Genomic DNA, 12,564 nt, shown 5'->3' with positions numbered 1-12,564 from the left:
AGGCTTTCATCGCTTTGCTATACTCCCACACTTACCGTCTTGTCCAAGACTGGCTTAACCGCCTGTTTTCATAGGATTCTTAGAATGGATGTTGAAGCACAGCTGACCCTTTCCCAAAACGGAAAGCTCTTCGCCAATCCCAAGCGTATTGCCTTGTTGAAAGCCATTCAGCAAACCGGCTCGATCAGTCAGGGAGCAAAGCTGGCCGGAATCAGCTACAAAGCCGCCCATGATGCCGTCAAAGACATGAACAGCCGCGCGGAAGCACCGCTGATTGACAGTGAAAAAGGCGGTAAAGGAGGGGGCGGCGCGTCACTGACCCGACACGGGCTGCGCATGGTGCAAATGTACGAACTGCTGGAAACAATCCAGACAATGGGGTTGCAAGCCCTCAACGATGAGAATGTCCCGCTGCACAGCCTGCTCGGTATCATGAGCAGAATGTCGCTGCAAACCAGTGCTCGCAACCAGTTGTTTGGTACGATTACCGATATTCAGCCCCATTCCCTGCATGATCTCGTTACCATTTCTCTCGACGACCAACAAACACTGACGGCCAGTATCACTCGTGGCAGCACACGACGGCTCAAACTGGATATCGGCAAAGATGTGGTCGCGTTGATAAAAGGTCCAGCTGTGAGTGTGACAACACAGCCTCTACCATCGGAAAAGGGCTTTATCAATCAGCTCAAGGGAGTCGTTGAGTCGGTAAGCACCGATGAAGATGCAACGGAGGTAGTGATAAAAATCAGTGACAATGATGCAGTGTATGCCTTGATGGATCACGAGGCGAAAGCACCGGCGACAATCAAAACCGGTATGACCGCTTATGCAAGCTTCTCTCCGGCTCAGGTCATTGTTGCAACCCTAACCTGACAGGCTACCAGCATAGCGACGACGGTCATCCCGATTTTTACCGATGCAGGCTGAAGGACTCAGTTAAACTGAATACAGATATTGTGAAAAGGGTTATAACCCTCCCCCTTCAGCAGGCAGTTTTCAAAATGCTTATAGTCAAGATACTGAAACAGCATTAAAAAAACGACCATCAACACCATACCTGCCAGTGCCAGCCTTACTAACCAGAGTTTTTTTCTGTTTAAAGCAAACATTAACATCATCACTAAGACAGGGATGATGCTCAATATAACAGGCTGAAGATTTAGAAGTGAAACCGTCACAACGCTTCCCGCTACAACAACTATTGTTCACAGGGGGCGAATAATACGCTGTTTTACACCCTGATTTCAAAGCTAATCGCTGCTCTTTGCACAGCTTTACATAAAAAAGGCTTGCATTATTGATAAGAGTATCGACCCGGTCACATTTCATTCATTGAAAGCATATTTCATCTGAGCTAAGTCACAAAATACAGGTTTGACGAGTGCGCATCGAAACGTTTCGCTCTACATTTACAGCCATCGAAACGTTTGCGTAAACGTTTCGATGTACAGATTTCAACCAGGCGGTATATTTCCTGGTTTCCCAAGAAAACGCTCTTAAAGCATAAGTACTCAAGGTTCAAGCATGAAAAAAAGCGCACTAATCAACGCTGAACTGTCCTATCTGGTGGCAACCCTCGGCCATACTGATGAAGTGACCGTCTGTGATGCCGGTCTTCCGATTCCAGACGCTTCGCAACGCATCGATCTGGCTTTGATTCCAGGCGTACCGACTTTCATCCAAACGGTAAAAGCGTTACTGGGCGAAATGCAAATTGAAGGGGTGGTCATGGCTGAAGAATTTAAGCAAGTCAGCCCTGAACACCACGATGAACTGCTAACGCTCATTCGTGCCGAAGAACAACAGTCGGGTAAAACCATTCAGCTGACTTATGTTTCGCACGAAGCGTTTAAAGTGCGCACCCAAAACAGCAAAGCGGTGATCCGGACCGGTGAGTGCACGCCTTACGCGAACGTGATTTTCCAGGCCGGTGTGGTGTTTTAACCCTCAGGTAGTGTAAGGCAAGTCGACAAAGCAGGCGCAACGATGAATCAGCCAATACTAGAACTTAAAGACATTGAGAAAGCGTTTCCCGGCGTTAAAGCGCTGGATAAGGCCAGTCTCAATGTCTACCCAGGCAAAGTGATGGCCCTGATGGGCGAAAACGGTGCGGGGAAATCCACCCTGATGAAAGTGCTTACCGGTATTTACACGCTCGATGCCGGTGAAATCCGTTATCAGGGAAAAGCCGTTGCCTTTCAGGGCCCTCGCCATTCTCAGGAAGCAGGGATCAGCATAATCCATCAGGAACTGAACCTGATTCCGGAGCTGACAATTGCAGAAAACATCTTTCTGGGACGCGAAAAAACCAATGCTTTTGGCGGCATTAAGTGGTCAGAAATGTACCGCGAGGCCGATGCGCTGCTCCAGCGCCTGAATGTCAGACACAGCTCCCGCAAGCTGTTGGGCGAACTGAGCCTGGGTGAACAACAGATGGTCGAAATTGCCAAGGCCCTTTCGTTTAAATCTCAGGTCATCATCATGGATGAACCTACTGACGCCCTGACGGATACAGAAACGGAATCCCTGTTCAAGGTGATCAATGAGCTGCGCGCGGAAGGCACCGGGATCGTGTATATCTCGCACCGCCTGAAAGAAATCTTCGAAATCTGTGATGACATCACCGTACTGCGTGACGGTAAGTTCATTGGCCAACGTGCAGTGGCTGACATCGATGAAGACACCATGATCGAAATGATGGTTGGCCGTCGTCTGGATGAACAGTACCCACGCGTAGATGTCCGACACGGTACAACCTGCCTGGAAGTGAAAAACCTGACCGGCGGCGGCGTCAACGACGTCAGTTTCAAGCTGGATCGCGGCGAGATCCTTGGTATTTCAGGCCTGATGGGCGCCGGTCGAACCGAACTGATGAAAGTCATTTACGGCGCGCTGCACCGTGAATCCGGTGACGTGATACTGGATGGCAAGGTAATTAATCCTGTCAGTCCGCAGGATGGACTGGCAAATGGGATTGCCTACATTTCTGAAGACCGTAAAGGTGATGGCCTGATTCTGGGGCTGTCAGTGAAAGAAAACATGTCCATCTGTTCGCTTGAACAACTGTCCAAAGGCGTACAACTGGATCATCAGGAAGAAGTCACCGCTGTCGAAGACTTTATCCGTCTGTTTAATATTAAAACCCCGAGCCGCGACCAGATCATCGGCAATCTCTCCGGTGGTAACCAGCAGAAAGTGGCGATTGCCAAAGGCCTGATGACTAAGCCGAAAGTGCTGATTCTGGATGAGCCAACCCGTGGCGTGGATGTCGGGGCAAAGAAAGAAATCTACCAGCTGATAAACCAGTTCAAGCAGGAAGGCATGAGCATCATTCTGGTCTCTTCCGAAATGCCGGAAGTACTTGGTATGAGTGACCGCATTCTGGTCATGCATGAAGGGAAAATCAGCGGCGAGTTTCAGGCCAAAGACGCCGATCAGGAAAAACTCTTGGCCTGCGCGGTAGGTAAATACATTAATGAGGTAGCAGCATGAGCAGCAACGCTATGACCAAACAACAAGATTCCGGCAGCGCAAAGCTGTTTAGCAAAGAGTGGCTAATCGAACAAAAATCGCTGATCGCTCTGATCTTTCTGATTGTTGTCGTGTCATTCCTGAACCCGAACTTTTTTACCGTCGACAATATTCTGAACATTCTGCGCCAGACTTCCGTCAACGCCATTATTGCTGTGGGGATGACGCTTGTCATTCTGACCGCCGGGATTGATCTGAGCGTCGGTTCGGTACTGGCCCTCTGCGGTGCATTCGCCGCCAGCCTGATTGCGATGGAAGTCCCGGTTCTGGTGGCCGTGCCGACTGCCCTGCTGGCAGGTGCGGCGCTGGGTGCCATCAGCGGTATGATTATCGCCAAAGGTAAAGTTCAGGCTTTCATTGCCACGCTGGTTACCATGACCCTGCTACGCGGTGTCACTATGGTCTACACCGATGGTCGACCTATCTCAACCGGCTTTACTGATGTGGCGGACAGCTTTGCCTGGTTCGGTACTGGTTATGCTCTGGGTATTCCGGTTCCTATCTGGCTGATGGCTATCGTGTTTGCCGCGGCCTGGTATCTACTGAATCATACTCGCTTCGGTCGCTATATTTACGCGCTGGGCGGTAACGAATCGGCGACCCGTCTATCTGGTATCAACGTTGACCGCGTGAAAATCGGGGTGTATGCCATCTGTGGTCTGTTGGCCGCGCTGGCAGGCATCATCGTCACCTCACGCCTGTCATCGGCACAGCCAACAGCGGGCATGGGCTATGAACTGGATGCGATTGCCGCTGTCGTTCTGGGTGGTACAAGCCTGGCCGGGGGTAAAGGTCGCATCATGGGTACCCTAATTGGTGCACTGATTATCGGCTTCCTGAACAATGCCCTGAACCTGCTGGACGTATCGTCCTACTACCAAATGATTGCTAAAGCGGTGGTTATCCTGCTGGCAGTCCTTGTAGATAACAAAAATAAGTAAACAAACCTCTGAGCGCGGGCATCACCCTGCCCGCCAACACCCGACAAATGTAGAAAGGAATACAGAATGAAAAAGTTAGCAACCCTGATCTCTGCCGCAGTGATGTCTGCTTCATTCAGCACAACCGCTGCCGCACAGGATACGTTGGCGATGGTCGTCTCCACCCTGAACAACCCGTTCTTTGTAACCATGAAAGAAGGTGCTGAAGCGAAAGCGCAGGAACTGGGCTATAACCTGATTGTTCTTGATTCACAAAACGATCCAAGCAAAGAGTTGTCGAACGTGGAAGATCTGACAGTGCGTGGCGTGAAAGCCATCCTGATCAACCCGACTGACTCTGATGCCGTGTCAAATGCTATCCGTATGGCTAACCGTGCTAACATCCCGGTACTGACGCTGGACCGTGGTGCAAGCCGTGGTGATGTTGTCAGCCATATCGCGTCTGATAACGTTGCCGGTGGTGAAATGGCCGGTAAATACATCATGGAAAAAGTGGGCGAGAAAGCTCGCGTTATCCAGCTGGAAGGTATCGCCGGGACATCAGCAGCCCGTGAGCGCGGCCAAGGCTTCATGAACGCAGTAGATAACAGCGGCATGGAACTGCTGGCCAGTCAGCCTGCTGACTTCGACCGTACCAAAGGTCTGAACGTGATGGAAAACATGCTGGCAGCGAACCCGAATGTTCAAGCCGTCTTTGCGCAGAACGACGAAATGGCTCTGGGTGCCCTGCGTGCGGTACAGGCTTCAGGTAAACAAGTGCTGATCGTTGGCTTTGACGGTACTGATGACGGTATCGCTGCCGTAAAACGCGGCAAACTGGGTGCGACTATCGCTCAGCAGCCTGATCTGATTGGCGCGCTGGGTGTGGAAACTGCAGATAAGATGCTGAAAGGCGAAAAAGTGGAAGCGAATATTCCGGTACCACTGAAAGTGATTGCTGAGTAATAAATTCAGTCATCAACCAAGTAAAAAACCGGAGCCTGATAACCCGTGTTTCCCCCTGGCACCCTCGTCAGGGGAGAAACACGAGTCAGTTCCCCAGATATCAGGCTCCTCACTTTTTGCGAAGATACACCGGAACGCTGACAACCTCTGAAAGCCCTCAGTATCAACGCCCGTTTGTCCAGTCTGCATTGCTTAGCAGCTTCTTCAAGCAGATGTTAAGCCATACATTTTGGCCGTTAAATTTCAAAAGGTTCCACAATGAATAAACTTGTCGTATTAGGCAGTGTGAACGCCGACCATGTTCTTCAGGTTGCATCTTTCCCTCGTCCGGGCGAAACACTGCATGGCCACAGCTACTGTGTGATTCCGGGAGGAAAAGGGGCAAACCAGGCCGTCGCGGCAGCCCGTCTGGGTGCGGATATTGCGTTTATTGCCTGTGTCGGCGACGACAGCTTTGGCCACCAGATGCGCGACACGTTCGCCCGCGATGGGATGAATACCGAAGCAGTGATGATTGAAGATAATATGCCAACCGGCATTGCCATGATTCAAGTCGCCGCCACCGGCGAGAACAGCATCTGTATCTCAGCGGAAGCCAACGGTTGCCTGACACCAGAGCGTCTGGCTCCCCATCATCATCTGATTGAGCAGGCAGATACCCTGCTGATGCAGCTGGAAACGCCGATGGAAACCATCGAAGCGGCCGCCAAGATTGCCAAGCAGGCAGGCACACGCGTAGTGCTCAACCCGGCTCCGGCGCAACCACTTTCTGATGACTTACTGCAACACCTTGATATGATTACGCCTAACGAAACGGAAGCAGAGTTGTTGACCGGAGTTAAGGTAGACAACGTCACCACCGCTCAGCAAGCTGCCGATGCGTTGCATGCCAAAGGGATCAAACAGGTAATGATCACGCTTGGCAGCCAAGGCGTCTGGCTGAGTGACAACGGCAAAGGCCGCCAGGTACCGGGCTTTCGGGTGGATGCCAAAGACACCACCGCCGCCGGTGATACCTTCAATGGCGCACTGCTGACGGCACTGCAGGAAGGGCGTGAGATGGAAGAAGCCATCCGCTTCGCCCATGCGGCCGCGGCTATTTCAGTCACCCGTTTCGGCGCGCAGACCTCAATTCCGCATCGTCGCGAAGTTGAGCGTTTTCTGATGGAACACCAGTAACAGCAAGGATGTCACCGTGCCTGACGGGCACGGTTCAGGGAGTCAGCACACAGGGGAAACCATGGCGACCATAAAAGATGTAGCAAAATACGCCGGAGTCTCAACCTCCACCGTCAGCCACGTTCTCAATAAAACCCGCTTTGTCAGTGAAGACATTTCGGTACGTGTGATGGCGGCGGTTGAAGAGCTCAACTATGCGCCTTCAGCGCTGGCGCGCAGCCTTAAGGTCAACCATACCCGTACCTTCGGGATGTTGCTGACAACCTCAACCAACCCGTTTTTCGGTGAAGTGGTCAAGGGCGTTGAACGTCGCTGTTACCAACAGGGATATAACCTGATCCTTTGTAACACCGAAGGAGATCTGGATCGAATGCATGACAATCTCGATACCCTGCTGCAAAAGCGTGTCGATGGCCTGCTGCTGATGTGCAGCGAAATGGAAGGCAGTGTGTTTGATCCGTTTTCCCGCCATCAGCCGGTGCCGACCGTTGTAATGGACTGGGGGCCAGTTGATTTTCCGAGCGACAAAATTCAGGACAACTCCCATCATGGTGGGTATCTGGCGACCCGCCACCTGATCGAACAGGGCCATACCCGAATCGGCTGCCTGACCGGCCCGCTGGATAAACTTCCGGCACAACAACGTCTGTCCGGATTTATTCAGGCCATGGAAGAAGCCGGGCTGGAAATCAATAAGCAGTGGATCGCCTCCGGCAACTTTGAATGCGAAGGTGGTGAGCTGGCTTTTAATGAGGTCTTTGAGCGGGGCGAATTACCGACCGCTCTGTTTGTCTGTAATGACATGATGGCAATGGGCGTGATTAACACGGCCAATAAAAAAGGCATCAAGGTGCCGGAGGATTTATCTATCGTCGGCTACGATGACATAAAGCTGGCGAAGTACATCACGCCGTCACTGACCACCATTCACCAGCCTAAACATCGGCTGGGGCAACAAGCCGTGGATACGCTGCTGGATAAGATCCACAGTAAACGTGCGACCAATACCGTTATCCAGCTGGAGCCGACCCTTGTTGTCCGCGACAGCGTGCTCAACCTCAACCCTACGGATACCATTTGATCAGCGTGGCGGTTGTTCAACCATCCCGCACAGGCTACCGCTCAACATGATCATTTGACCTGAGCACACACCCAATGAGCACACTAAAAGGCTGCGAGGATTCGCAGCCTTGATTTACGTAAAAAACGGTTTTGCGAGGATCAACTGTTTTTCCGTGATTCGCCCCGACTCAGACGCCGCATTTCAAGACGCAAACAGCCACAGCTTTAATACCAGAAAGATCCCCATGCTGGTCAATACCGTCGCCAGCACGTTCTTTGTTTTCCATGCCAACAAAATGGCAAACGTGGCAGCCAGCAGATACGGAGCGTTGTCGCTTAGTACCAGCTCTCCTTTAGGCATAAAGACAATCGGCCCCCAGATCGCGGTCAGCACCGCAGGGCTGGCATAACTCAGAAACCGCTGGGCATTTGCCCCCATTTTCAGCGGTAATGACGGCTCGAGAAACAGATACCGACTGAGAAACACCACGGCCGTTAGCGCAATTATCGTCAGAAAAATCATGGCTGTACCCTCCGTGTTTCCAGCAGATACCCCGTCAGCATTCCTCCCAAGCTGGCAATCACCAACCCGCTTTCAATGCCGAAATAGCTCATCATCACAGACAGAATCAATGCCACCAGCGCCGCGCACAACATGGGCACATTCTTCAGCGTCGGAATCACAATGGCGATGAAAGTCGATGCGATGGCAAACTCCAGACCGTATTCATTCAGCGACGGAATGTTGGTTCCGGCGACAATGCCGGCAAACGTGGCCGCGTTCCAGATCAAATAAAAACTCAGTCCCGCCCCCAGCGCGTACCAGGGGTCAAACCGCGCTTTATCCTGATTGGCACACACGGCAAATAGCTCATCGGTCAGCAGAAACCCCAGCACCACCCGCCAACGAACATTCAGCGGACTGATCCGATCCCGCATCGCCAGCCCATATAAGAAATGGCGCGACGTCACAAAGAAAATGGCCACCAGCATACTGAACAGACTCGCACCGGTTTTAATCATCCCCATGGCCACCAACTGTGCCGCCCCCGCAAACAAGATGGCAGACATGGCCTGCCCTTCCAGCGGATTTAACCCGACATCCACAGCAAAAGATCCGGCGAGGATCCCCCAGGGCACCACCGCAATACTCAATGGGGAAATAGCCAATGCGCCCTGCGCTGCTTGTTGTAAGCGGTTCGATCCTACTTCCATCGTTAATATTCCGTCTTTTTCCACACAAACTCCTTACTTTTATAATTTTTAATGACGGCTCGCTTTTACATACTGTCCGGGGGTTATCCCCATCGCCTTTTTAAAGTGGCGATGAAGATGGCTCTGATCATGAAAGCCGGATTCGACGGCGACATCCGCCAACGGCAAGCCATGCTTGAGCATGGTTCTTGCGCGTTTCAACCGCACCTGGATCTGATACGCATGAGGCGGCAAACCAAAGGCTTTGCTGAACGCTCTCACTAAGCCAAAAGGGCTCATGCCTGCTAATTGTGCCAGCTCTGCCAACGTCACATTCCAGGTTGCATACTCATCGAGAAAGGATTTGACCTGTGACAACGCCTGTTCAGAAGCCTTGGCAGGTGCGGCATACAACCGGGATTGACCGTGACGCAGCATCAGACTGCTCAGGGCAGAGTACACCAGCGTTTCCCGTTGTAAGGGGTTGTCTGAAACCTCCAGAACGTCAAACACCTGCTTGAGATGGGCTGCCAGAACATCGTCTTTCACGACAGGTTCAGGAAAATAAGGTGCGCCATATTCTGGCATCCCTAAATCCCGGCTCAGCTGAACAAAATGCTCCGGCAGCGGATACATTGCGCGATAAGCCCAGCCGCCCTCAGTGGCCGAATAGCCACTGTGAATTTCATCGGCATTAACCAAAATAATGGTGTTCTGTGGCGCGGTATGTTCCCCCCCAGTTCGGTAAAACCCCTGCGCACCGTGTTCGATAACGCCGACGGTGTAACCTTCGTGGGAATGCTTGGAAAATGTCTGCTCGATGTAGCGCGCATTGAGAAACTCAAGCCCTTCCAGTTCAGCCACATCTGAATAATTGACCTGAATTTTTCGTGGCTGCATATGGCACTCTCTGATGATTTTCCCTGGTCATCAACATATCGCAATCATGACGATTTGTTTTGTACAAAATTGCACATTCAATAATCTGGGAGATTCTGAGAGTAACAGAAATCTGCATACTGTCATCAGCAAAAAGCCCCCGGCAATTACCGGGGGCCTGATAAGCGACGCTAGCCGTCAATAAAACGCTCAATATACATATGAATCACTTGAGGCCATATTGCGCGCAAAAAAGCGTGATTAATCACCAAGGTTATGGTGTGGTCAATGACACACGGAAGTTATCCAGGTGCACATCAGCCATGTTCCCCGACAATTTTACCGCACGCACCGTTAGCTTTAGGTTGTCAGTGCCTGTCGGCAGCAACCCGACCGCTTCATTATCGAGCCATTGCTGCTTGCGGCTGAGGGTTTTCACCACGATAGGCTCTCCGACAGTTGCTCCCTGACTGTCTTGCGGCTGCAGGGTAACAACCGCATGATCCCCGTCGCCCCAGCCATTGCTGCTGAAGGTTAGTCGGACAAAAGCTGCCGACTGGGAAATGGCATCATTGAAACCGCTGACATCGATGATCTGGCTCATTTCATCGTAAGGATCACCGCCGGCGGCGTTGTTATTCGGGCGGGCACTGAAATAGTAGGTGCCTTCACTAGCAAGAATATCGTCCATATCTGATGCTACTCGCCAGTATCCCATATCAACCGACCAGCCTGTCAGGGCATTCAGTTCGGCTCCGGCATTTTCCATGTTCAGCGATGATGTCGAACCAGCGGCAATGGCCAGCGTTGCCTTGTCACTCCACTCAGACCAGCTTAGGTGTTCATCTCGAACTCGGGCTCGCCAATACCAGGTTTCGCCCGGGAATAGTGTTAGTACTGGCGCAGAGCTGCCGTTGAACGGATCACGGTAAGAATCATGGGAATACTCAGAAGCCCGCTTCTGCCATTTATACGATTCATCCCCCCCCATCATCACCTTGCCGGAAAAGTCGGCCAGGTCGATTCGGGTCAGATCAACGCCCGCCTGAGTATCCACTGGCATCCCCTGAATGGTGCCATCCTGCATTGGCCAGATGTTGTGACGACGAGTCTTATTCCCCCAGATATCAAACACATCCTGTTCGAAACTTGGATCTTTGCTCAACTGCCACTGCACTTCATACACACCATCACTTTGCGGGTGAGTAATCGCCAACTTCATATTATTGAAAGCAACGTTACCGTTCCCTTCCAGCACTTGCGGTGCATCCACCGAGGCACGTTTCATGGTCAGCGTATCTGACACTGTGAATGTCTCTTTTAGGCTAGCCAGTCCCTCTCCTTTCGACGCCACTTCCGCACTGTAACGGGTCAGTGAAATAGACGGTTCCTGTTGCTGATTGAATGTCAGCAGGTTAAAACCAAATTCGCTCTGGCTGATGGCAAAGGTGTCATAATCTCGGGTATCTTTGTTGTAATAGTTATCATCGTTGATTTTTTCTCTGTATCCCGCTGCGGTGGCCGCATTCAGCCACAGGTGGTTGGTATCCATTGACTGGCCACGGGAGTACGCATGCGTGTGACCGAAGAAGTGGCCTGACATCTTACCGCTGCGACGGGTGAAATCTTCCATCTCCGCCACCATTTCACAGCTACCAATACTTTCCCCGGACAGCCACAATTCCGACAAACACGGATGGTGGAACATGCTAACGACATAGTCTACGTTGTTATCTGTTTCCGTGGCCGCCAATTGTTCACGCAACCACTGGCGCTGAATCCCAAGAATCTCCGCCTGGAATTTGCCGTGATTTTTTGAGATTGGGTAGCTATCTAGGCCAATCATCCGCAAGTTGCCGTAATCCAGGAAATACCACTGCTCTTCATATCCCATCGAGCCGTTTTCAGGCTGCTGGAAAAAATGGCGGTAATTCGACAGCTCAGGGTTGCCGTAATAATCGTGGTTGCCCGGCACAGCAACCAAAGGGACATACGGCGTAATCGCTTTAAGCTGGTCGAAGAAATCCCGACGCCATTGCAACAAGCTTTCACCGTTATTAACAATGTCACCAGAGATAGTGATCGCGGCAATATTCGATGCACACTGCTCAGCCTCGTTGGCACAAACATGGGCGACAATCCCTTTGCTGACCAGATCGCTCAATGCCCCCAGCGTATTGTTATTTTGTGTATCGCTGATAGCGATTACATTAAACGCTTCCGGTGTCCGCCCCGCTTCGGGGTACGTTTTGAACGCATAACGGGGAGAGACCGCGGTAATCCCGCCCTCACCTGCAACCACATAGTACTCATACAACGTATCTGCCTTCAGCCCGGTCAGAGACGCGCTGTAAAGTGTGGTCTGGTCCACGGCAACAGGTTCAGCAAGCTGGAATTCCCCCTGACTACCGGCAGGCCGTGCCCAGACGGTCAGCTTACTCTCCTCTGATTCAAACAACACCGCCATATGATCAGCAGACGGTTGTTGCAAATACGGATGGATCGTAAAGGTGACAGCGGTATCCGACTCGGGCGCAGGTATCACCACCGCCGGTGGCTCAATCACTTCACCACTGCCTGAATCGGTATTGCCTTCTTTACCACCGTTATCGACATGATCATTGTCGTTACAGCCTGCCACTAACAACGCTGACATGAGTAAAGCGACGACTTTTTTCATTGGCAGTGTTTCAAACGAGGGGGAAGCGAAGGGAGACACTGCGGGTGGCATAGTGAGATAAAGAATCGTGCCGGGCTGCTCTGTTTTCGTAGACATTCTTACATCCTTTTATTTTAAGGCTTACTGACCGTTTTTTACTGGACTAGTCCA

12 protein-coding genes are annotated in these 12,564 nt (G+C 51.6%); 7 read left to right on the top strand and 5 right to left on the bottom strand.

The annotated features are described in order from the left end of the window. Nucleotides 1-84: 84 nt before the first annotated feature. On the top strand, nucleotides 85-876 hold the full coding sequence (locus tag FH974_RS17335; protein ID WP_047884765.1) for a TOBE domain-containing protein: 792 nt from the start codon (nucleotides 85-87) through the stop codon (nucleotides 874-876). A 59-nt stretch (nucleotides 877-935) separates the two neighbouring features. Here FH974_RS17335 and FH974_RS17330 read toward each other — a convergent pair whose 3' ends face one another. Further along, nucleotides 936-1,181, bottom strand: a complete 246-nt coding sequence (locus tag FH974_RS17330; RefSeq protein WP_146149677.1) for a hypothetical protein — start codon at nucleotides 1,179-1,181, stop codon at nucleotides 936-938. Nucleotides 1,182-1,527: 346 nt separating this feature from the next. On the opposite strand from FH974_RS17330, the gene rbsD reads away from it, so the two are divergent. The 6 genes from rbsD to FH974_RS17300 all read left to right on the top strand — a co-directional run bounded on the left by rbsD (nucleotide 1,528) and on the right by FH974_RS17300 (nucleotide 7,680). Continuing rightward, nucleotides 1,528-1,947, top strand: coding sequence for a D-ribose pyranase (gene rbsD, locus FH974_RS17325; RefSeq protein WP_047884766.1), 420 nt, complete (start codon nucleotides 1,528-1,530; stop codon nucleotides 1,945-1,947). Nucleotides 1,948-1,989: 42 nt separating this feature from the next. Next, nucleotides 1,990-3,495, top strand: a complete 1,506-nt coding sequence (rbsA, locus tag FH974_RS17320; RefSeq protein WP_047884767.1) for a ribose ABC transporter ATP-binding protein RbsA — start codon at nucleotides 1,990-1,992, stop codon at nucleotides 3,493-3,495. Continuing rightward, complete coding sequence (gene rbsC, locus FH974_RS17315; RefSeq protein WP_047884768.1) at nucleotides 3,492-4,475, top strand: ribose ABC transporter permease; 984 nt, start codon at nucleotides 3,492-3,494, stop codon at nucleotides 4,473-4,475. Before rbsA ends, rbsC begins: the two co-directional genes overlap by 4 nt. 66 nt (nucleotides 4,476-4,541) lie before the next feature. Further along, nucleotides 4,542-5,420 (top strand): ribose ABC transporter substrate-binding protein RbsB, encoded by an 879-nt coding sequence (gene rbsB, locus FH974_RS17310; RefSeq protein ID WP_047884769.1) that lies wholly within the window; start codon nucleotides 4,542-4,544, stop codon nucleotides 5,418-5,420. 258 nt (nucleotides 5,421-5,678) lie between these two features. After that, nucleotides 5,679-6,599 carry a ribokinase gene (gene rbsK / locus FH974_RS17305; protein ID WP_047884770.1) on the top strand — a complete coding sequence of 307 codons (921 nt, stop codon included), beginning with the start codon at nucleotides 5,679-5,681 and terminating at the stop codon, nucleotides 6,597-6,599. 61 nt (nucleotides 6,600-6,660) lie between these two features. Continuing rightward, nucleotides 6,661-7,680, top strand: coding sequence for a substrate-binding domain-containing protein (locus FH974_RS17300; protein ID WP_047884886.1), 1,020 nt, complete (start codon nucleotides 6,661-6,663; stop codon nucleotides 7,678-7,680). Nucleotides 7,681-7,863: 183 nt separating this feature from the next. Here the strand turns inward: FH974_RS17300 and FH974_RS17295 are convergent, their stop codons facing one another. The 4 genes from FH974_RS17295 to FH974_RS17280 all read right to left on the bottom strand — a co-directional run bounded on the left by FH974_RS17295 (nucleotide 7,864) and on the right by FH974_RS17280 (nucleotide 12,510). Then, nucleotides 7,864-8,184, bottom strand: a complete 321-nt coding sequence (locus FH974_RS17295; RefSeq protein ID WP_047884771.1) for an AzlD domain-containing protein — start codon at nucleotides 8,182-8,184, stop codon at nucleotides 7,864-7,866. Then, nucleotides 8,181-8,876, bottom strand: a complete 696-nt coding sequence (locus tag FH974_RS17290) for an AzlC family ABC transporter permease (protein WP_047884772.1) — start codon at nucleotides 8,874-8,876, stop codon at nucleotides 8,181-8,183. The genes FH974_RS17295 and FH974_RS17290 overlap by 4 nt, the downstream gene beginning before the upstream one ends. Before the next feature lie 48 nt (nucleotides 8,877-8,924). Further along, complete coding sequence (locus FH974_RS17285) at nucleotides 8,925-9,755, bottom strand: helix-turn-helix transcriptional regulator (RefSeq protein ID WP_207103975.1); 831 nt, start codon at nucleotides 9,753-9,755, stop codon at nucleotides 8,925-8,927. 253 nt (nucleotides 9,756-10,008) lie between these two features. Continuing rightward, on the bottom strand, nucleotides 10,009-12,510 hold the full coding sequence (locus FH974_RS17280; RefSeq protein WP_053061782.1) for a purple acid phosphatase family protein: 2,502 nt from the start codon (nucleotides 12,508-12,510) through the stop codon (nucleotides 10,009-10,011). Nucleotides 12,511-12,564: the final 54 nt, after the last annotated feature.

It is taken from the genome of Photobacterium ganghwense, assembly GCF_017329545.1.
Taxonomy (GTDB): domain Bacteria; phylum Pseudomonadota; class Gammaproteobacteria; order Enterobacterales; family Vibrionaceae; genus Photobacterium; species Photobacterium ganghwense.
Note: the sequence above shows the minus strand (reverse complement) of the source record. Positions and strands in the feature narration are given on the sequence as shown.